Origin of the sequence: Sphingomonas elodea ATCC 31461 (assembly GCF_000226955.1) — a bacterium.
In the GTDB taxonomy this organism is placed as follows: domain Bacteria; phylum Pseudomonadota; class Alphaproteobacteria; order Sphingomonadales; family Sphingomonadaceae; genus Sphingomonas; species Sphingomonas elodea.
Window position 1 is genome coordinate 1 of the sequence record NZ_AGFU01000010.1, and the last position, 21,459, is coordinate 21,459.

12 protein-coding genes are annotated in these 21,459 nt (G+C 66.9%); 9 read left to right on the forward strand and 3 right to left on the reverse strand.

Annotation, left to right across the window (positions count from 1 at the left end; translation table 11 throughout):
• Positions 1-152: 152 nt before the first annotated feature.
• The gene (locus tag KK7_RS0104035) at positions 153-3,437 is read right to left on the reverse strand and encodes a TonB-dependent receptor (RefSeq protein ID WP_010543362.1); all 3,285 of its coding nucleotides are present in this window, start codon (positions 3,435-3,437) and stop codon (positions 153-155) included.
• Between the two features lie 330 nt (positions 3,438-3,767).
• Here KK7_RS0104035 and KK7_RS0104040 point away from each other — a divergent pair, with 330 nt between their 5' ends.
• The 5 genes from KK7_RS0104040 to KK7_RS0104060 are packed head-to-tail and all read left to right on the forward strand — an operon-like array spanning position 3,768 to position 10,851.
• The gene (locus KK7_RS0104040) at positions 3,768-5,282 is read left to right on the forward strand and encodes a tryptophan halogenase family protein (RefSeq protein WP_010543363.1); all 1,515 of its coding nucleotides are present in this window, start codon (positions 3,768-3,770) and stop codon (positions 5,280-5,282) included.
• Positions 5,279-6,709, forward strand: coding sequence for a tryptophan 7-halogenase (locus KK7_RS0104045; RefSeq protein ID WP_086011751.1), 1,431 nt, complete (start codon positions 5,279-5,281; stop codon positions 6,707-6,709). Before KK7_RS0104040 ends, KK7_RS0104045 begins: the two co-directional genes overlap by 4 nt.
• Complete coding sequence (locus KK7_RS0104050; RefSeq protein ID WP_010543365.1) at positions 6,696-8,294, forward strand: tryptophan halogenase family protein; 1,599 nt, start codon at positions 6,696-6,698, stop codon at positions 8,292-8,294. Before KK7_RS0104045 ends, KK7_RS0104050 begins: the two co-directional genes overlap by 14 nt.
• Positions 8,291-9,823, forward strand: a complete 1,533-nt coding sequence (locus KK7_RS0104055) for a tryptophan halogenase family protein (RefSeq protein ID WP_010543366.1) — start codon at positions 8,291-8,293, stop codon at positions 9,821-9,823. The genes KK7_RS0104050 and KK7_RS0104055 overlap by 4 nt, the downstream gene beginning before the upstream one ends.
• Positions 9,820-10,851, forward strand: a complete 1,032-nt coding sequence (locus KK7_RS0104060) for a cupin-like domain-containing protein (RefSeq protein ID WP_010543367.1) — start codon at positions 9,820-9,822, stop codon at positions 10,849-10,851. The genes KK7_RS0104055 and KK7_RS0104060 overlap by 4 nt, the downstream gene beginning before the upstream one ends.
• Positions 10,852-10,869: 18 nt before the next feature.
• On the opposite strand, the gene KK7_RS0104065 is transcribed toward KK7_RS0104060, so the two are convergent.
• Both KK7_RS0104065 and KK7_RS0104070 read right to left on the reverse strand, forming a co-directional pair.
• Positions 10,870-12,360, reverse strand: coding sequence for an MFS transporter (locus KK7_RS0104065; RefSeq protein ID WP_029622766.1), 1,491 nt, complete (start codon positions 12,358-12,360; stop codon positions 10,870-10,872).
• Between the two features lie 2 nt (positions 12,361-12,362).
• Positions 12,363-13,391 (reverse strand): LacI family DNA-binding transcriptional regulator, encoded by a 1,029-nt coding sequence (locus tag KK7_RS0104070; RefSeq protein WP_010543369.1) that lies wholly within the window; start codon positions 13,389-13,391, stop codon positions 12,363-12,365.
• A 263-nt stretch (positions 13,392-13,654) separates the two neighbouring features.
• Between KK7_RS0104070 and KK7_RS0104075 the strand changes: the two genes are divergently transcribed.
• The 4 genes from KK7_RS0104075 (at position 13,655) to KK7_RS0104090 (ending at position 21,451) form a co-directional block, all read left to right on the forward strand.
• Positions 13,655-16,471 (forward strand): TonB-dependent receptor, encoded by a 2,817-nt coding sequence (locus KK7_RS0104075; RefSeq protein WP_010543370.1) that lies wholly within the window; start codon positions 13,655-13,657, stop codon positions 16,469-16,471.
• 65 nt (positions 16,472-16,536) lie between these two features.
• The gene (locus tag KK7_RS0104080; protein ID WP_029622768.1) at positions 16,537-18,048 is read left to right on the forward strand and encodes a tryptophan halogenase family protein; all 1,512 of its coding nucleotides are present in this window, start codon (positions 16,537-16,539) and stop codon (positions 18,046-18,048) included.
• A complete protein-coding gene (locus KK7_RS0104085; protein WP_010543372.1) occupies positions 18,045-19,838 on the forward strand; it encodes an alpha-amylase family glycosyl hydrolase in 1,794 nt (597 codons plus the stop codon). The genes KK7_RS0104080 and KK7_RS0104085 overlap by 4 nt, the downstream gene beginning before the upstream one ends.
• 5 nt (positions 19,839-19,843) lie before the next feature.
• Positions 19,844-21,451 (forward strand): alpha-glucosidase family protein, encoded by a 1,608-nt coding sequence (locus KK7_RS0104090; RefSeq protein WP_051121253.1) that lies wholly within the window; start codon positions 19,844-19,846, stop codon positions 21,449-21,451.
• Positions 21,452-21,459: the final 8 nt, after the last annotated feature.

Genomic DNA, 21,459 nt, shown 5'->3' on the forward strand with positions numbered 1-21,459 from the left:
GGGAAGTGCATCCCTCCGCGCTTTGCGTATGCATCTCCTTCCAGCCCGGCATGTTTCGGTACATCCAGGCGCAGCAGTGTCAGCAATTAAAAAAGGGCCCCGGTGCCAAGCACCGGAGCCCCCCTCTCCCCCTGCCGTTCGGCAGAAGCTCGTCAGAAATTGCCGCGCAGGATGATCGAATAGCGGCGGTCGTTCATGAAGTAGGACCGCGGCGCCAGATTGTTCGGCTCGCCCGTATAGGCCTGCGTCGTCCGGGTCACGGTGTTCGTCAGGTTCACGCCCTGCACACCGATGCGGATGTCCTTGGTGAGGTTGACGAACAGCGACGCGTCCAGCGTCCCGACCGGCTCGTTGAAGATCGAGAAGTACGGGAAGATCACGTCCGAGGCGGTCAGCAGGAAGCGCGAGCGCCAGTTATAGGCGGCGCGCACCGAGATGCCACCACGCTCGTAGAAGACCGCCGCGTTGACGTTGTGCTTCGACAGCTGCTCGAGCGGCAGGTTGCCCGAAGGCGTGATCGTCGAAACGTTCGACGGCGAACCGCCGTTGAGGAAGCTGTTCGGCAAACCCGAGCTGTCGATGAACGTGTAGTTCGCCGAGACACCCAGCCCCTTCAGCGGACCCGGCAGGAATTCGTAGGTCTGCTGATAGGCGACTTCGAAGCCCTTGATCTTGCCGGTACCGCTATAGTTGGCCGGACCGCGGACGAACACGTCCTTGGTGATGCCGTTGCTCGTGATCTGACGGTTGCTCACCTCCTGGTAGAAGAAGCCGTCGATCGCCTTGTAGAAGCCGTTGAGCGTCAGCGAGCCGACGCGGGCGAAGTACCATTCCAGGCTCGCGTCGAACTGCCACGCCGTTGCCGGCTTCAGATAGGGGTTGCCCGCCGTCGCCGTCAGTTCACCGCTTGTACCCAGGCCGACATTGATGAAGTTACGGATATTGGCGTTGTCCGGACGGGTCAGCACCTTCGATCCCGCGAAACGGAGCAGCAGGTCGGATCCGATCCCGAACTTCAGGTTGATACTGGGCAGCAGGTAATTGTAGCGATTAACCGCCGCGTCGAAACGCGTGATCGGCGCACCACTACCGGCGAACTGCTGCAACTGCGCATAGCCCGTCGGCCCGAGCCGGCACGCACCGCCCGGCGGGGTCGGCTGGGTGCCCGGAGGCGCCCCCGGCGGCACGGTTGCGACGCAGCGGACGCTATACGGATCGGAGATGTTGAACTGCTGCTGGTTCGGCACACCGATCTGTCCCTCCGAACGTACTTCGGACTGCACCCAGCGCAGGCCGATATTGCCCGAGAAGCGTACCCGTCCGAACAGCGTATCCGATCCGAAGCTCGCCATGCCGTACGCGGCGAAGTCCTGCTGCGCCACCGGCTGAATCTCGCTGGGCAGATAAGGCGAGCCTGCGATCACACCAGCGCGGCTAGCAGACGGAAGCCAGCCGACCGAGCCGCCCCTGGCGACGGTCTGCGCCTGAATCGACTGGAAGAACTTGGTCGAACCCGCATAGTCGCGGATCAGGTCGCCGCCGTAGTAGAAGGCGCCCGGCGGCGGCGTTGTTTGGCCACGGAAGAAGTTAGGGAAATTGTAGCGAACCATCTGATTGGCTGGCGTATCAGCGAAGTTCACCGGAGTGGAGCCAGACCAAGTTTCGCTCAGCATACCCCAGTTATAGGAGGAATATTTTACGGTCTGAGAGCGATCCTGGTACCGCGCACCGAACTTGACCTTGCGCAGGAAAGCATCATCGTCGAGCTTGTATTCGACGTCGCCCTGGAACGCGTATTGTGTGCCGCGGCTATCCTCGAAATGGTCCATCGCCGCCCGCCAGAACTGGAAGCGCGGATCGGTGAAGTACTGGGCATCCGTCGCACTGGCGAGGGCAGGGTTCACGCCAGACCAGTTGTAGCCCAGATACTGCGGCTTGTGCGGGATCACCGTCGGCAGGTTACCCGTAATGTTCAGTTCCTGATCGGCAAAGCTCGAACCGAACACCGAGAAATCGAGCTGCTCGCGGTGCGAGGTAGCGACCTGCGCGTCGAGCATCACGGTCAGGCGATCCGTAAGGTCCGAACGCAGCCGCAGACTCCAGTCCTGATTGGTCGTCTCTTCCCTCGACTGGCGACGGGCAAGCGACTGCTGCAAGCCGCCGATCGGCACGAAGAAGTTCGGCTGATTGGGATTACCGCGCCAGCCGTTGCTGGTGTTGACGATGTACCCAGACTGGAACAGCCCGTTGGCGTCATAGACAAAGTCCTGATACTGGCCAACGGGGCACTGCGCGCGCGACGTCGAGGCGCCTGCGGTACCGTCCGGGTTGAGCAGCGTCGGGCCGTCCGAGTTCTGTAAACAGCCCTTCGGATAGGTCGTGTATTCCGCCAGATCCGGCGCGGTTTCGAACGTGTACTCGCTCCACTCCTGGGTGGTGTGCGAGCGGACATATTCCGCTGTCAGCAGCGTGCGCTTGTCGATCGACTCGAACTGCGTCGCCAGGGTGAAGCCGTCACGCTTGCGGTCGAATTCCTGGGTGCGGAACTGGCCGCCCGCAGGCGCCACGCGCGACGAGGCGTAATCGGCAAAGCCGTCCGCGCCGGCCGCACCGGTGGCACCGCAGGCAGAACCAGCCGCCGGCAGGGTGCGGGTGTCGCTGGAGGATGGCAGCGGATTGCGGCACACCAGCACGCCGTTGGTGTTGGCGGCGTTGACCAGCGTGTTGTCGCGGGTCTGGTAGTTGGCGATCTGCAGACCGTCCGAACGGCTGCGGATCCGCGAATAGGCGCCGCTGGCCAGCACGCCGAAACGGCCGATGCCGGTATCCCAGGTGTTCGAGAGCAGACCCGAGATCGTCGGCGTCCACTTCTTGCGCATGTCGCCGTAATTCGCCTCGAGGCTGAGCGCGGCATGCAGGCCCGACCGATCGAACGGCTTGCGGGTGTTGAGGTTGACCGTGCCGGCAAGGCCGCCTTCGATCATGTCCGCCGTGGTGTTCTTGGCGACGATGACCGAGCCGAGCAGTTCCGACGGCACGTCGGCGAAGTTCAGTGCCTGACCGCCGACGCCAGCGGCGAACGCGGTACGGCCGTTGAACTCCGAACGGACGAAGGTGAGGCCGCGCACCGCGACGCCCGAACCTTCGACCGAGAAGTGGTCCGGATCGTTCGAACCGGCAAAGCGGTTGATCGAGACGCCCGGCACGCGCTGCAGCGCCTCGGTCACCGAACGGTCGGGCAGCGCGCCGATGTCCTGCGAGGTGATCGCGTCGACGACGGTGTCGGAGTTGCGCTTGATCGACTGGGCGGTGGCAAGGCTGGCGCGGATGCCGGTGACGACGATCTGGTCCTGTGCCTGCACCTGGTCGGCAGGAACGGTCTGGTCAGAGGCCGGATCCTGCGCGGCGGCGGTCTGGGCGTGGGCAGTGCCCATCATGCCCGCGACGCAAAGCGCCGTTACCGAAGCCCCGCGCAGGAGAAGATCGAACTTGCTTAGATTACGGATGTGCGACGGCGACCTGGCTCGCATATTCCCCCTCCTCAGTTGCGTGTGACTCTCCGGTCACGACAAGGTTGTCAGGCATGTACACCAGAATGACATCCACTTTGCAATGCGACCGCTAACATTGTCTGGAATTTTTCCGCACGACCTGTGGTTTCCATGCAACGCCTTGCTGCACCGCGGTAAAGCGTCAACCGCACTCGGGATTTGACAGCGGCGGGGATATTGCTGGAAACAGGCAAGAAACATCAACGAGGTGGTCGGATGGCCGGGCCGGAGCGGCTGCGTGTCGTGATCGTAGGGGGGGGAACGTCGGGCTGGATGACGGCGGCGGCGCTGGTGCGGCTGCTGCCCCGGCGCGTTTCGCTGCATCTCATCGAGTCCGAGGCGATCGGGGTCATCGGCGTCGGCGAAGCGACGTTGCCGCACATTCGCGGCTTCGTCGAAAAACTCGGCATCCGCGAAGCGGATTTCATGGCCTGGACGCGCGGCACGTTCAAACTGGGCATCGAGTTTCGGGACTGGGGCAAGCTGGGCGACAGCTACATCCATCCCTTCGGCACCTTCGGACGGGGCAAGGGCGAGGTGGACTTCCACCATTATTGGACCCGGTTGCGCGCCGAGGGCGCCGATGTGCCGCCGCTCGAACACTTCTCCTATGCCTGCATGCTCGCCCGGGCCAACCGGTTCGACCTGCCCGATGCGGACCCGGACAAGCTGGCCTCGACCTTCGGCTATGCCTATCAGTTCGATGCGCTGCTCTTCGCCCCCTATCTCCGCGCCATCGCCGAGGATCTGGGTGCCCGCCGCACCGAGGGGCGTGTGGTCGAGGTGCTGCGCGACGGCAGAAGCGGCGACATCGCCGCGATCCGGCTCGAGGACGGACAGGTGATCGAGGGCGATCTGTTCATCGATTGCTCGGGCTTTCGTTCGCTGCTGTTGGGCGAGGCGCTGGAAGAGCCGTTCGAGGACTGGAATCACTGGCTGCCCGCCGATCGCGCGGTGGCGATGCCCTGCCGCACCCAGACCGCGGTCACGCCCTATACCAGCGCCATCGCCATGCCTGCCGGCTGGCGCTGGCGCATCCCGCTCCAGCACCGCACCGGCAACGGCTATGTCTATGCCAGCGCCTTCACCTCGGACGAGGAGGCCGCACGCGCGCTGACCCACGCAGTCGAAGGCGCGCCGCTCGCCGATCCGCGGCCGCTGCGCTTCCGCGCCGGGCGCCGGCGGCGGAGCTGGTCGCACAATTGCATCGCGATCGGCCTGGCCAGCGGCTTCCTGGAGCCGCTGGAATCGACCAGCATCTATCTGGTGCAGCAGGCGATTACCGCGCTGATCGAGCTTTTTCCGGAGAAGCAGGTCTCGCCCGTGGACCGCGACGAGTTCAACCGGCTGATCGACCTGGAATATGATCGCATCCGCGACTTCCTGATCCTTCATTATCACGCGACCACCCGCGACGACACCGCCTTCTGGAACTATGTCCGCACCATGACGGTGCCGGACAGCCTTTCCGAGAAGATCGAGCTGTTCCGCCGCGCCGGCCGCGTGGTGAAATACCGCGAGGGCGTCTTCCTCGATGCAAGCTGGATCGCGGTCTATGTCGGACAGGGCATCCTGCCCCAAGGCTATGATCCGCGTGCCGATCAGGCGGACGGCGCGGTGCTGATGCGCGGCATGCAGGCGCTGCAGGCGGAGATCACCTCTACCGTCGCGCGGGTGCCGGAGCATCTGCGCTATATCGATCGCTATTGCGCGATGGCGGCGGCGGCATGAGCGGGCCGCGGCGTGTTCTGGTGGTCGGCGGCGGGATCACCGGCTGGTCCGCAGCCGCGGCGCTCAAGCGGCGTGTGCCGCTGCTCGACGTCACGATCCTTCCCATTGCGCCTTCGTCCGACGCGCTGGCCGATCGGATCGCGGCCACCCTGCCCTCGATCCTCGGCTTTCACGACGATCTCGGCATCGGGCTGGAGGATGCAGTGCTGCGGACCGGCAGCGCCTATCGGCTGGGCACGCGCTTCCACGGCTGGTCCGGCCGGGAGGACGACTATGTCCACGCCTATGGCCCGCATGGCGAGGCCATGGGCAGCGCGCCCTTCCACCTGCTCTGGGCACGGGCGGCCGAGGCCGGGCCAGTCGCGCCGTTCGATGCCTTTTCCGCCGCTGCCGCCATGGCCCGCGCGGGCCGCTTCGTCCTGCCGCAGGGCGATGGAGCGCTCGCCGCCCATGGCTTCGGGCTGGTGCTCGACCTGCCACGCTACGTCGCGATGCTCGGCGCGTTCTGCCGCCACGTCGGCGTCCGGGTGGAACCGGGCGCGCTGGCGGGCGTGGAACGCGCGTCCGACGGCGGTATCGCGGGCGTGCGGCGCGACGACGGCAGCACGCTTGCCGCCGATCTCTATCTCGACTGCACCGGCCCTGCCGCACGGCTTCATGGACAGCTGGCCGCCCCGCGCGAGGACTGGCGCCGCTGGCTACCGTGTGACCGGCTGGTACTCGCCCCCGGCGCCGCGGCCGAGCTCCCCCCCTGCGAGACGGTGGAAGCCGGGACTGCCGGCTGGCGCTGGACCGGCGCGGCCGATCGCGGCGAAGTGCTGGCCGAGGGCGCCCCGAGCATCGACGGCGAGACCATAAAACTCGCTGCCGGAGCGTCGCTGGAGCCATGGCGTGACAACGTTATCGCCATCGGCGACGCGGCCGTTGCGATCGAGCCGCTCGAATGGAGCAACCTCCATTTGGCCCATAGCGCGATCGACCGGGTGATCGCGATGCTGCCCGCCGGCATTCCCCATCCGCTGGAGCGCGCAGAATACAACCGCCAGGCGCTCGCCGAGGCCCGGCGCGTGCGCGATTTCGTGCTGCTCCACTATGTCACCAGCCGGCGAGAAGGTGTCTTCTGGCAGGATGTCGCCAGCACCGAGCCGCCGGAATCGCTCGCCCATACGCTGCGCCTGTTCCGCGAGCGCGGCCGCCTGCCCTATTACGAGGAAGAGACGTTCGACCGCGACAGCTGGCTCGCCGTGCTGTTCGGCCAGGGCGTTCGCCCGCGACGCATCGATCCGCTCGCCGAAGCCGTGCCGCTCGCCGACACGCTGCAGGCGATGGACACCTATCGCACCCACCTAGCCCAGGCGATCGGGCACCTCCCCACCCCGGCGGCCTTCCTGGCCGCCCAGTCGAGAAAATTGCATGAACGAGCATAGCATTCGCGACGTCGTCATCGTCGGCGGCGGCACCGCCGGCTGGATGGCGGCCGCAGCCTTTTCGCGCTTCCTCAACAACGGCTACACCAAGGTGACCGTGATCGAATCCGACGAGATCGGCACGGTCGGCGTCGGCGAGGCGACGATCCCGCCGATCCTCAACTTCAACGCGATGATCGGCCTCGACGAGAACCAGTTCATTGCGGAGACCAAGGGCACCTTCAAGCTCGGCATCGAGTTCCTCGACTGGGGACGGCTGAACGACAGCTATTTCCACCCCTTCGGCAATTATGCCCAGGATCTGCAGGGGGTGCATTTCCACCAGCTCTACCTGCGCGAGCGCGCCCGCCGGCCGACGCCGGACATCGCCGCCTGGTCGATGAACGCGGTCGCCGCCTCGCTCGGCAAGTTCGGCCGCCCCTCGCCCAATGCGCAGACGCCTGTGCGCGAGATCGCCTATGCCTTCCATTTCGATGCCGGGCTCTACGCCCAGTTGCTCCGCCGCCTGTCCGAGGCGCGCGGCATCGAGCGGATCGAGGGGCGCATCACCGACGTGACGCTGCGCCCCGCGGACGGCTTCGTCCAGTCGGTCACGCTCGCGGACGGCCGCAGCATCGCCGGCGACCTGTTCATCGACTGCTCCGGCTTTCGCGGCCTGCTGATCGAGGAAGCGCTCAAGACCGGCTATGAGGACTGGCGCCACTGGCTGCCCTGCGACCGCGCGGTGGCGGCGCCGTGCGCCAATGTCCGCGAGCCGACGCCCTATACCCGCTCCACCGCGCGCGCGGCCGGCTGGCAGTGGCGCATCCCGTTGCAGCACCGCGTCGGCAATGGCCTCGTCTATTGCAGCGAGTTCCTCGACGACGACACCGCCGAGGCGCAGCTGCTCGCCTCGCTGGAAGGCGAACCGCTCGCGGATCCACGGCGGATCCGCTTCGTCACCGGGCGGCGACGCGAGATGTGGCGGAAGAATGTCGTCGCGCTCGGCCTGTCCAGCGGGTTCATCGAACCGCTGGAATCGACCAGCATCCACTTCATCCAGAGCGGCATCGCCCGGCTGATCGCACTGTTCCCGGACAAGCGCTTCGCGGAGATCGAGCGCGCCGAATATAACCGCCAGATGCGCGATCTGTACGACGACGTCCGCGACTTCATCGTGCTCCACTACAAGGCGACCGAGCGCACCGACACGCCCTTCTGGAACCGCTGCCGGACGATGGACATCCCCGACAGCCTCGCCCGCAAGCTGGAGCTGTTCCGCACCAAGGGCCGACTGTTCCGCGAGGGGATGGAGCTGTTCGCCAATCCCAGCTGGATCGCGGTGTGCCTCGGCCAGCACATCGTGCCCGAGGAATATGAGCCCGCCGCCGACGCGCTGGACGAGAACCTCGTGGCCCAGGCACTGGAGCAGATGCGCCAGGGCTATTGGGAAACCGCGCAGCGCATGCCGACGCACGGCGACTTCCTCGCGCAGATCGCGCCGCAGTCGCGGCCCGCGGCCCCGGCGCCTGCGGCACCCGCCACCCTGCCCGCCTTCTCCTTCGCCGAGGAATCGCCGTTCGCCGCCCCAGGGTCGCCGGTGTGAGGGACGATCTTATCCGGCGCGTGGTGATCGTCGGCGGCGGTACCGCCGGCTGGATGGCCGCGGCCGCGCTTGGCAAATTGATCGGCCGGATGCCGGGGCTGTCGATCGAGCTGGTCGAATCGGACGCCATCGGCACGGTCGGCGTCGGCGAGGCGACGATCCCGCACATCGTGCTGTTCAACCGGATGGTCGGCATCGACGAGGCCGCGTTCGTCCGCGAGACCAACGCGACCTACAAGCTGGGCATCGAGTTCGTCGACTGGCGGCGGATCGGCCATCGCTATGTTCATCCCTTCGGGGTGTACGGGATCGACATGCTGGGGGTGGAATTCCACCATTTCTGGCTGAAGGCCCGCGCGCTGGGCGACACCACCCCGCTCGACGCCTATTCGATCGGCATCATGGCGGGCCTGCGCGGGCGCTTCGCGCATCCGCGGCCGGACCAGCCCAACTCGCCGCTCGCCAAGCTGGGCTATGCCTTCCAGTTCGATGCCGGGCTCTACGCGGCCTTCCTGCGCCGCCTGGCAGAGGGGCTGGGCGTGCGCCGTACCGAAGGCCGTATCGTGGATGTGCAGCGCGACGGGGCCAGCGGCCATGTCACGGCCGTGCGGCTCGACTCCGGCGTAGAGATCGCGGGCGACCTGTTCATCGACTGCTCGGGTTTTCAGGGGCTGCTGATCGAAAAGACGATGGGCGCCAGCTTTCGCGACTGGACGCACTGGCTGCCCTGCGACCGCGCCGTCGCCGTGCCCTGCACGCTCGGCGGCGACCAGGTACCGCTCACCCGATCGACCGCGCGCGCCGCCGGCTGGCAGTGGCGCATTCCGCTGCAGCACCGCATCGGCAACGGCTATGTCTATGCGAGCGCCCATCTGTCCGACGACGAGGCCGCGGCGACGCTGCTCGCCAATCTCGACGGCGCCCCGCTCGCCGAGCCCCGCCAGCTCCGCTTCCGCGCCGGGCACCGCGATCAGGCCTGGATCGGCAATGTCGTGGCGCTCGGTCTGGCCGGCGGGTTCCTCGAGCCGCTCGAATCGACCAGCATCCACCTGATCCAGTCCGGTATCGCCCGGCTGATGGCGCTGTTCCCCACGCGCGGCTTTGATGCGCTGGAGATCGACCGGTTCAACCGCGATACCGCACAGGACTATGTCGACATCCGCGACTTCCTGATCCTCCACTACAAGGCCACCGAGCGCGACGATTCCGCCTTCTGGCGCCGCTGCCGCGATCTGACACCGCCCGAGGGGCTCGCCGAGAAGCTGGCGATGTTCGCCGGTAATGGCCGGATCTTCCGCAGGCAGGAGGAATTGTTCGCCGAGCCAAGCTGGCTGGCGGTGATGAACGGCCAGGGGATCGTGCCGCGAGGCTATCATCCCGTCGCCGATCTGCTATCCGATGCCGAGACGCTGGAGCGTCTCAAGCACATCGCCCAAGTGATTGACGAAACGGCCGACGCCATGCCCCTTCAGGACGACATCCTCCGCCAGATGGGCTGCACGCCGCCCCCGCTCCGGCAGGCGTCGTGATCGCCCTCCCCGCACCGCGCCCGGTGCGCGAACTGGGGCCGATGGATCGGGCGACCTTCGACACGGAAGTACGCGCCGCCGGCCAGCCGGTGGTGCTGCGCGACCTCGCCGCCGACTGGCCGGCAGTCCGCGCGAACCGCGATGGCGACGCGGCGATGGTCGCCTATCTGCAGCGCTTCCTCCACGATCGCCCGGTCAACGCGATCGTCGGCGATCCTTCGATTCAGGGCCGGTTCTTCTACAACGAAGACCTGACCGGCCTCAATTTCGTGCGCGGCACCTCGCCGCTCGCCCCCTTTCTCGACCGACTGCTGCGCGAGCGCGAGCAGCCGACCGGCTATGCCATGGCGATCCAGTCGATCCTCGCCCCCGAGTTGCTGCCGGGCTTTGTGGAAGAGAACGGCATCGATCTCGTCCCCCGCGAGGCGCTCCCGCGGCTATGGCTCGGCACGGCGCTCAGGGTGGCGGCGCATTACGACCTGATGGAGAATATCGGGATCGTCGTCACCGGGCGGAGACGCTTCACGCTGTTTCCACCCGATCAGGTCGGCAATCTCTATATGGGTCCGCTGGACGTAACCCCGGCGGGCACGCCGATCAGTCTGGTCGATCTTGCCGCACCGGACCTCGAACGGTTCCCGCGCTTTGCCGAGGCGGCGGCGCACGCCCAGGTCGCCGAGCTGGCACCGGGAGACGCGATCTACATCCCGTTCCACTGGTGGCACGCGGTGGATTCGCTGGAGCCGATCAACCTGTTCGCCAATTACTGGTGGGCGCCGGCTCCGGCAGCGACGCTGAACCCGCAGGATGCCCTGCTCCATGCGATGTTCTCGCTGCGCCTGCTGCCCGAGGACCAGCGCGCCGCCTGGCGCACGATGTTCGATCATCTGGTATTCCAGACCGGGGGCGACCCGGCCGCGCATCTGCCGGCAAGCGCCCGGGGCATGTTCGAAATGCCCTCAGCCGACCAGGTCCAGCAGATCCGAGAGACGCTGCGCGTCGCGCTGGAGCGGGGAACGGTGCGCTAGACGCGGTGCAGCAGCCCCTCAGTCCCGCGACAGCGCCGCGACGCGCAGCATGGCAAGCGCCGCCAGAAGCAGTGTCGCCGCCGCGAAGGCCATCGTCCAGATCGGCTCGCCGGGGAAGAAGCGCTTCATGATCGACCCCATCACCGTCGCCACCAGCAGCTGCGGCACCACAACAAAGACGTTGAACAGGCCCATATAGATGCCCAGCTTCGCCTGTGGCAGGCTGGAGGCGAGGATCGCATAGGGCATGGCGAGGATCGAGGCCCAGGCGATGCCGATGCCGATCTCGCTGGCGATCAGCCAGGCCGGATCGCGCACCAGGAAGAAGCTGGCATAGCCGGCCGCGCCGCATACCAGCCCGACGATATGCGTCCGCGCCTTGCCGAAGCGCGCCGAGAGGAACGGCAGCAACGTCACCGCCGCCACCGCCGCCACGCCGTTATAGGTGGCGAACAGCACATCGACCCAGTTGGCGCCTTCCTGGTAGCCGGCGCTCTTGGGGTCGGGCGCGCCGTAGAACACCCCCGCGACGATCGGGGTAGTGTTGATCCACATGATGAACAGCGCCGACCAGCTGAAGAACTGCGCCACCGCCAGTCGCTGCATGAGCTGGGGCATGCCGGCAAAGTCGCCGACGATATGGCCCAGCATGCTGGATTTGCCGGCTTTGGCGCGCAGGATCGCGACGATCTGGGCGAGCCCATAGGCGATCAGCAGGCCGCCGAGCAGATAGACCTCCTTCTCCAGCGCAAACCGCGCCACGCCCAGCACGACCAGCGCGCCGGCCACGATCCACGGCAATCCCGCCATCGGGCGCCGCCCGGCGAGAAGCCGCACCGCCGCGCCATCGTCCGCCACCACCGGCCCATCGAACGTCGCCATCTCCGCCGGGCTGTATTCGCGCGTGGTCAGCACGGTCCACAAGACCGAGCAGAACAAGGCCGCGCCGCCGAACCAGAAGGCATATTTCACCGTGTCCGGCACGCCGTGCGCCACCGCCGCGTTGGAAACGCCGAGATGTTCCAGCGCCCAGGGGAAGATCGACCCCAGCACCGCGCCCACGCCGATGAACGCGGTCTGCACCGCATAGCCGGCACTGTGCTGGTCCTTGCGCAGCATGTCGCCGACGAACGCGCGGAACGGCTCCATGGAGATGTTGAGCGAGGCATCCAGCACCCAGAGCAGCCCTGCGGCGAACCATAGCGCCGGGCTTTCCGGCATCAGCAGCAGTGCGAGCGCGGCGAGGATCGCGCCGCCCAGGAAATAAGGTCGCCGCCGCCCCATCCGGCCCAGCCAGGTCCTGTCGCTGAGGTGCCCGATGATCGGCTGCACCAGCAGCCCGGTGAGCGGCGCCGCCACCCACAAGGCGGGCAGATCGTCCAGCCGCGTGCCGAGCGACTGGAAGATCCGGCTCATGTTGGCGTTCTGCAGCGCGAAGCCGATCTGGATGCCGAAAAAGCCGAAGCTGATGTTCCACAGGCCGGCGAAGGACTGGCGCGGTTTCTCCACGCTCACGCCCCGCACGACCTGCGGACGACAAGCCTGGTCGGCAGCAGTGCAGGCCCCACCGGCTTTTCGCGGATGCGCCCGATCAGCGTCTCCACGAGCGTCCGCCCGGCGAGCCGCGCGTCCTGCATCACCGTCGTCAGCGGGGGGCTGGCGGAACTGGCCGCCGGGATATCGTCGAAACCGATCACCGAAACATCCTCTGGAATGCGCCTGCCCGCGGCCTGGAGCGTCCGCATCGCGCCGATCGCGATCAGGTCGCTCGCCGCGAGGATCGCGTCGAAGTCCGCGCCGCTGTCGAGCAGCGCCTGGGCTGCGGCCGCCCCGGATTCCTCCGTGGTGATCGCGTCGATCTGGAGCGCGGGATCCTCGACGATCCCCCCCCCGGCCAGCGCCTGGGCGTGGCCGCGATAGCGCTCGTGAAACTCGGGATAGTGGCTGGAGGCCGTACCCAAAAATGCAATGCGCCGGCGGCCGAGGCCGAGCAGGTGCCGCGTCGCCTCGGCGCCGCCACCGCGATTGTCGCAGCCGATGGTGAGCCCGGCGCCTTCCGACAGCACCGACCCCCAGCGCACGAAATGCGTGCCCGCATCCTGCAGGGCCTTCAGCCGGGCCCGATAGAGCTCGAAATCGCCATAGCCGAGCAGGATCAGGCCATCCGCCTTGCGCGCGTCCTCGTAATCGGTGTGCCAGTCGCTGGATAGCTGCTGGAAGCTGATCAGCAGGTCATGATCATGCTCCGCGCAGGTACGGATAATCGATCCCAGCATCGAGTGAAAGAAGGGATTGATCAGCGAATCGTCGGAGGTCGGGTCCTCGAAGAACAGCAGCGCCAATGTCTGCGAGTGCCGCGTACGGAGATTGGATGCAGCCTTGTCGACGCGGTAGTTCAACTGCTTCGCGATCGACTCGATTCGGAGCCTCGTCGCCGGATTGACGCCGGCCTCGCCACGCAGGGCGCGCGACACGGTCGGCTGCGAAACGCCGGCCAGCTGTGCGATATCGAATGACGTAGGCTTGCGTTGCATGCCCATCCCGCTTCCTCCCGCGTACGGCCGTCCTCGCCGCATCGCATATTATGCATGGGCGCTGGGCAGGCCTCGCGTCAATCGCGGGGATGGTGCCAAAACGCCATAGTCGCCACGTATCGGGCCTGAATACGTATGTGAGCGGCTGGCCTCCATACCCCCTTTTGCAAGATTGAATGCGGCACGGCGCAGATCCAGCGCATCCCGCATGGGGCGGGCATCATCCGGCCACCCAAGAGCCGGCAGAATAGACAAGATTGGGGAGAGACATGGTACTCAGCACGTTCCGCGGCCGTCGCGCCGCCCGCATTGCCCTCGGCGCCAGCGCCGCCGCGATCGCTTTGAGCTTCAGCGCCGCCGCCTTCGCACAGGACGCCGCCGCGCCCGCCACCACCGCGCAGGACGATAGCCAGGGCGAGACGATCACCGTCACCGGCTTCCGCGCCGCGCTCGCCTCCTCGGCGAACATCAAGCGCAACAACACGATGATCGTGGACTCGGTCTCGTCCGAAGACATCGGCAAGCTGCCCGACGTATCGATCGCGGACTCGCTGGCCCGCATCCCCGGTGTCACCGCCCAGCGCCTCGAAGGCCGCGACCAGCGCCTGTCGATCCGCGGTCTCGGCCCGGACTTCTCGACGACGCTGCTGAACGGCCGCGAACAGGTGACCGTGGGCGACAACCGCGGCGTCGAGTACGATCAGTATCCGTCGGAATTCTTCAAGAACGTCAACGTCTACAAGTCGGCCGACGCCTCGCTGATCGCCGCCGGCATCGCCGGCACGGTCGATCTGCGCATGCTGCGCCCGCTCGATCAGAAGCGCACCTTCGTCGTCGCCGCGCGCGGCCAGATGAACGAGGAAAAGAAGCTCAACCCGGACGCCACCCGCTACGGCTATCGCGCCTCGGCGACCTATGTCGACAAGTTCATGAACGACACGCTGGGCATCGCTATCGGCGTCTCCGCCCAGAACACGCCGACCCAGATCGAGCGCTACGCCGCCTGGGGCTTCCCCAACGAGTCCGCGGCCGGCGGCAACCTCTTCCTCGGCGGCGCCAAGCCCTATGTGCAGTCGAACCTGCTCAAGCGCTATGGTGGCGTCGCCACCGTCGAATGGCAGCCGAGCGAGAATTTCCACTCGACCTTCGACGGCCTGTATTCGCACTTCGAGGAAACCCAGCGCCTGCGCGGCATCGAATTTCCGGTCGCGCCGCAATGGGGTTCGGGCGCCGTCATCCAGCCGGGCTACACCGTGCAGAACGGCCTGGTGACCAGCGCGACGCTCAGCAATATCGTTGCCGTCCAGCGCAACGACTACAACAAGCGCAAGGCCGAGAACATCTCGCTGGGCTGGAACAATGATTTCAAGCTGAGCGACAGCATCCACTTCGTCGTCGACGCCAGCTGGAGCCACGCGACCCGCACCGACTTCCTGCTCGAGACCTATTCGGGCACCGGCTATAATTCGTCGGGCGCGAAGGACACGATCAGGATCAATCAGAACGCGAACGGCACCTACAGCATCGTGCCGACGCTCGACTACAGCAACACCAGCATCATCCGGCTGACCGACCCGCGCGGCTGGGGCTACAACGGTACCCAGGCCGTGGTGCAGGCCGGCTTCCTCAACCGCCCGGACTTCGAGGACGACCTCAAGTCGCTGCGCGCCAGCTTCAACGGCGAGTTCAGCGGCAGCATCGTCAAGAGCTGGGAAGTGGGCGGCAACTTCAGCCGTCGCGAGAAGAAGAGCCGCTACACCTCCTACTTCCTCTGCCCGCCGGGCGGCGGCACCAACTGCACCGTCGCCAGCGGCACGCCGACCAGCTTCGCCGTGCCGGCGGATGCGGTACTGAGCGAGCAGGTGGCACTCGCCTATCTGGGCGTACCGAAGATGCTCACCTATGATCCGCTCAAGGTCTACAACCAGCTCCGCTCGGTGTTCGACAACCGTCCGGACTCGCTGGTGCGCGACAACACCGTCACCGAAAAGGTCTATACCGGCTACGCCAAGGTCAACATCGACGGCATGGTCGGCGGCAAGGCGCTGAAGGGCACGATCGGCGTGCAGGTCGTCCATACCGATCAGGGCTCGGCGGGCGCGATCGCCGCGCTGCAGAACGGCGTCGTCACCACCGCGCCGGTCAAGGACAGCACCCAGTACACCAACGTCCTGCCTTCGGCGACGTTCAGCCTCGAGCTGATGGACGCCTTCTACGTCAAGATGGGCGCCGCCCAGACGATGGTGCGCCCGCGCCTCGACCAGGAGCGCATTACCCAGGCGGTGGGCATCGACCTTTCGAAGGTCGGCCTCGGCAATCTGCCGCAGAACAGCCCGTTCAGCTCGAACGGCGGCAACTTCCGCCTGCGTCCGTACAAGTCGACCAACATCGACATCTCGGTGGAAAAATATCTGCGCGGCGGCGGCTATCTTGCGCTGACCGGCTTCTACAAGCACCTCACCGACTTCGTCGATCCGAACAACAGCACGCTGTATGACTTCTCGGCGCTGCTTTCGGCCCTGCCCCCGGCTGCCGCGGCGATCGTACGCGCGCAGAATGCCCAGTTCGGTCTGGTGTCGACGCCCGCAAATACCGGCCGCGGCGACATCCTCGGCGTGGAAGCGACCGCTTCGGTGCCGTTCAGCACCTTCAGCAGCGCGCTCGACGGGTTTGGCGTGTTCGCCAGCGGCACCTATGTGGACAGCCGCGTCATCTATGGCAGCAACCCGACCCAGGCAGTGACCATCCCCGGCCAGTCCAAGTGGATCGCCACCGGCACCGCCTATTTCGAGAAGAACGGCTTCCAGGCGCGTGCCACCTATCGCTGGCGCGACAGCTTCCTGGCGGAACTGGCCGGTCTTTCGGCCAATCCGGAGTTCCGCACCGGCAGGTCGGAAGGCGTTCTCGATGCCCAGATCGGCTATGAGTTCCAGGCCGGCCCGCTCAAGGGTCTGTCGATCCTGGCCCAGGCCAAGAATCTGACCGACCAGCCCTTCGTCACCACCGAGGCGACCGATCCGCGACTGGTGCGCGAATATCAGCGCTACGGCCGGGATTATTATCTCGGTATCACGTACAAGTTCTGATCTTCGGGCGGCCCGGTCTCCGTATGGGGACTGGGCCGTACCGCCGACGCCGGAGGGGGCGAGCCATGGCAACCGCAGCACCATATCGTATCGTCGTCGCCGGTGGCGGAACGGCCGGGTGGATGACCGCGGCCGCGCTGATCCGCTTCCTCGGGCCCGGCTTCACGGTGACGCTCGTCGAATCCGATGCGATCGGAACCGTGGGCGTCGGCGAGGCGACCATCCCGCAGATCCGGATGTTCAATGCGAGCCTGGGCATCGACGAGGACGCCTTCGTCGCCGCCACCCAGGCTACCTACAAGCTCGCCATCGAATTCGCAGGCTGGACCAGGGGCGGCCGCTACATGCACGCCTTCGGCGATGTCGGCCGCGACAACGGCCTGCTCGCCTTCCGCCACACCTGGCTGCGCGGGGTTGCAGAGGGCGTCGCCGAGCCGCTGGCGGCCTATGCGCTCAACAATGTCGCGGCGCTGGCCAACCGGATGCAGCGCGGGCCCGCCCGCACCGCCCGCGTGCTGCCGGAAATGCCCTATGCCTTCCATTTCGATGCCGGCCTCTACGCCCGCTTCCTGCGCGATTATGCGGAGACACGCGGCGTGGTGCGGCATGAGGGCCGGATCGAAGCCGTGGCACGCGCAGGCGAAGCCGGCGACGTGCAGGCGCTTCACCTGGACGGCGATCGCCGTATCGACGGCGACCTGTTCCTCGATTGCACCGGCTTCCACGCGCGCCTGATCGGCGAAGCGATGGGCGTCGCCTATCGCGACTGGTCGCACTGGCTGCCCTGCGACCGGGCGCTGGCGGTGCCGAGCGCCCGCGCGCGCGACTTCACCCCCTATACCCGCGCCACCGCGCACGGCGCCGGCTGGCAGTGGCGGATCCCGCTCCAGCACCGCACCGGCAACGGCATCGTCTATTCGAGCCGCCACCTCTCCGACGACGCGGCCGCCGCGACCCTGCTCGCCGGGCTGGACGAGCCGGCGCTCGGCGAACCGCGCCCGATCCGCTTCCGCGCCGGCCGGCGCGAGGCTGCCTGGGCCGGCAACGTCATCGCCATCGGCCTTGCCAGCGGGTTCCTCGAGCCGCTGGAATCGACCAGCATCCACCTGATCCAGTCCGCCGTGGAGCGCGTGCTCAAGCTGCTGCCCGGGCGCCGTCCGCCCGCGGCGCTGCGCGACGCCTACAATGCGCAGACCGTGCAGGAGATCGAGCGCATCCGCGACTTCATCCTCCTCCACTATGCGGCAAACGACCGCGACGAGCCCTTCTGGCGCGAGCGCCGCGAAGCGCCGCTGCCGGACGGCCTCGCCGAGAAGATCGCGCTGTGGCGGGAAAGCGGCGACATCGTGCGCGACGAGGGCGATCTGTTCGGCGAGGTGGCCTGGCTGCAGGTGCTTGCCGGCCAAGGCATCACCGCCCGGGGATATCATCCCGTCGCGGCCCAGCCGCCGCGCGCGCAGATCGCCGAATATCTCGACCTGCTCGCCAAGCTCAATGCGCGCGAAGTCGCGCAGATGCCCAGCCATGAAGAATTCGTCCGCGCGCATGGTGCCGCCGACACGGAGATTGCCGCGTGATCCGCAAGACCGCCCTCGCCCTGCTCGCCGGCGCGCTCGCCGTGGCGCCCGCCGCCGCCCAGAGCTACCGCGACCGCCTGCCCGAAGATGAGGTGCTCTACTTCCTCCTCCCCGATCGCTTCGAAAATGCCGATCCCACCAATGATCGCGGCGGCCTGACCGGCGACCGGCTCGTCACCGGCTTCGATCCGACATCCAAGGCCTTCTACCATGGCGGCGACCTGAAGGGCGTGGTGGCGCGTCTCGACTATATCCAGGCGCTGGGGGCCACCGCGATCTGGGTCGGCCCGATCTTCAAGAACAAGGCCGTCCAGGGACCCAAGGGGCAGGAATCGGCCGGGTATCATGGCTATTGGATCACCGACTTCACCCAGGTCGACCCGCATTTCGGCACCAATGCCGAGTTCAAGGCGCTGGTGGATGCGGCGCACAAGCGCGGCATCAAGGTCTATATGGATATCGTGGTGAACCACACCGCGGACGTGATCCAGTTCAAGGAGTGCGGCGACTGCGCCTATCGCAGCCGCGCCGACTATCCGTACCAGCGCAAGGGCGGCATCTCCGGCGCGCCCATCAATCCGGGCTTTGCCGGCGACGACAACCACAGCGCCGCCAATTTCGCCAAACTGACCCGCTCCGATTACGCCTACACGCCCTCTGTCCCCGAGGCGGAAAAGCGGATGAAGGTCCCCGCCTGGCTCAACGACCCCATCTATTACCACAATCGCGGCAACTCGACCTTCACGGGCGAGAGTTCGACCATGGGCGATTTCGTCGGGCTGGACGACCTGATGACCGAGCATCCGCGCGTCGTCGCCGGCATGATCGATATCTTCGGCGGCTGGATCGATCGCTTCGGCATCGACGGCTTCCGCGTCGACACCGCCCGCCACGTGAACCCGGAATTCTGGCAGGCCTTCGTCCCCGCGATGCTGGCCCGCGCCAAGGCCCGGGGCATCCCCAACTTCCACATCTTCGGCGAGGTCGCCGATCCGGAGGTGGCGGCGCTCACCCGGCACACCCGGGTCGACAAATTCCCGGCCGTGCTCGATTTCGCCTTCAACCAGGCGGTAACCGATGTCGCGAGCGGCAAGGGCACCGACCGCCTCGCCAAGGCCTTCGCCGCCGATGTGCTGTACGAGGGCGGCGAAGCCACCGCCCGCCGCCTGCCGACCTTCGTCAGCAACCATGACGCGGGCCGCATCGCCACCTTCATCCGCAAGGCTTTGCCCAAGATCGGCCAGGACGAACTGCTCCAGCGCGTCCAGCTCGCCCAGGCGATGCTGCTGCTACTGCGCGGCGTGCCGACCATCTATTCGGGCGACGAGCAGGGCTTTGTGAGCGACGGCAACGACCAGGACGCACGCGAGGACATGTTCGCCAGCAAGGTGGCGAGCTACAACGACAACCGGCTGCTCGGCACGACGGCGACCACCGCCACGCCCAGCTTCAACCCCGGCCACCCGCTGTTCCGCGCAATCGCCACGCTTGCCCGGCTGCGCACCAGCCACCCGGCGCTCACCCGCGGCCGGCAGGTCACCCGCTTCGCCAGCGAGAAGCCCGGCCTGTTCGCCGTCTCGCGCTTCGATCCGAAGACCGGCGCGGAGATCGTGATCGCGTTCAACACCAGCCCCGAGCCCTGGACCGGCAACGTCCAGGTCGAGACCGGCTCCACCGCCTTCCGCACGCTGGCCGGCGCCTGCCCTGCCCGCGCCGCTGCCCCGGGCAGCCTCCCCCTTTCCCTTCCCGCGTTCGGCTATGCCGTCTGCGCGGCTGGAGCCTCCAAGTGAACCTGATGTCGATGCGTGACCTTTCCACCGAAACCCGCCCCTGGTGGCGCGGCGCGGTGATCTATCAGATCTATCCGCGCAGCTTCGCGGACTCGAACGGCGACGGTATCGGCGACCTGCCCGGCATCACCGCGCGGCTCGATCATGTCGCGGCGCTGGGCGTGGATGCGGTGTGGATCTCGCCCTTCTTCACGTCACCGATGCGGGACTTCGGCTATGACATCGCCGATTTCTGCGGCGTGGATCCGGTGTTCGGCACGCTGTCGGACTTCGACGCGCTGATCGAGCGTGCCCATGCGCTGGGCCTCAAGGTACTGATCGACCAGGTCTATTCGCACAGCTCGGACCAGCATCCCTGGTTCCAGGAGAGCCGCACCAGCCGCACCAATGCCCGCGCCGACTGGTATGTCTGGGCCGATGCCAAGCCCGATGGCAGCCCGCCGAACAACTGGCAGTCGGTGTTCGGCGGCCCGGCCTGGACCTGGGACGCGCGGCGCGGCCAATATTATCTCCACAATTTCCTGCGCGAGCAGCCGGACCTGAACTTCCACAACCCGGAGGTGCAGGCGGCCACCCTTGCCACGGCGAAGTTCTGGCTCGATCGCGGCGTCGACGGGTTCCGGCTGGATGCGATCAACTTCACGATGCACGATCCGCAACTGCGCGATAACCCGCCCGCGCCGGACACGGGGCTCCCCCGCACCCGTCCGTTCGATTTCCAGCAGCACATCTATAACCAGAGCCATGCGGACATTCCGCTGCTGCTCGAGAAGCTGCGCGCGCTGGCGGATCTCTATCCCGGTCGGTTCACCGTCGCCGAAGTGGGCGGCCCCGCGCCAGAGGCGGAGATGCACCTGTTCACCGCCGGCGAGTCGCGCCTCAACAGCGCCTATGGCTTCAATTTCCTCTATGCCGATCGCCTGACGCCCACCTTGGTGCGCGACGCCGTCGCCGAGTGGCCGGACACGCCGGGCACGGGCTGGCCGAGTTGGGCATTCGAGAACCACGATGCCCCCCGCGCCATCTCGCGCTGGGTGGCACCGCCGCACCGCGCCGCCTTCGCCGCGATGAAGATGCTGCTGCTGCTCTCCTTACGCGGCAACGCCATCCTCTATTACGGCGAGGAACTGGGCCTTACCCAGGTCGAGATCGGCTATGAGGACCTGCAGGATCCCGAGGCGATCGCCAACTGGCCGCTGACGCTCAGCCGTGACGGCGCCCGCACGCCGATGCCCTGGGTGGCGGATGCACCCCATGCCGGCTTCTCCGTCGCCCGCCCATGGCTGCCGCTCGGCCCCGATCACGGCATGCTCGCCGTGGATCGCCAGGAGGCCGATCCGGCGTCGCTGCTGCGGCTGACCCAGCGACTGATCGCCTTGCGCCACGCCCATCCTGCGCTGGTCGAAGGCGCGATGGAGGTGCTGCATGCGGACGAGTCGCTGCTCGTTTTCGCGCGGACGCTGGCCGACACGCGAATCGTCTGCGCCTTCAACTTCTCGGACACGACCGTTGCGATCCCCACCGACCTGCTCGGGAGCGCGGCGCCGGTAGAGGCGCTGAACGACGCCAGCCTCGACCGTCTTCCCCCCTATGCCGCGCTGATCGCGCGCTGAGACCCCTC

Coding starts and splice junctions, on each gene's coding strand:
- KK7_RS0104075 (WP_010543370.1), top strand. CDS start 13,655: ATGGTACTCAGCACGTTCCGCGGCCGTCGCGCCGCCCGCATTGCCCTC.
- KK7_RS0104070 (WP_010543369.1), bottom strand. CDS start 13,391: ATGGGCATGCAACGCAAGCCTACGTCATTCGATATCGCACAGCTGGCC.
- KK7_RS0104040 (WP_010543363.1), top strand. CDS start 3,768: ATGGCCGGGCCGGAGCGGCTGCGTGTCGTGATCGTAGGGGGGGGAACG.
- KK7_RS0104035 (WP_010543362.1), bottom strand. CDS start 3,437: ATGATGGGCACTGCCCACGCCCAGACCGCCGCCGCGCAGGATCCGGCC.
- KK7_RS0104090 (WP_051121253.1), top strand. CDS start 19,844: ATGTCGATGCGTGACCTTTCCACCGAAACCCGCCCCTGGTGGCGCGGC.
- KK7_RS0104045 (WP_086011751.1), top strand. CDS start 5,279: ATGAGCGGGCCGCGGCGTGTTCTGGTGGTCGGCGGCGGGATCACCGGC.
- KK7_RS0104080 (WP_029622768.1), top strand. CDS start 16,537: ATGGCAACCGCAGCACCATATCGTATCGTCGTCGCCGGTGGCGGAACG.
- KK7_RS0104050 (WP_010543365.1), top strand. CDS start 6,696: ATGAACGAGCATAGCATTCGCGACGTCGTCATCGTCGGCGGCGGCACC.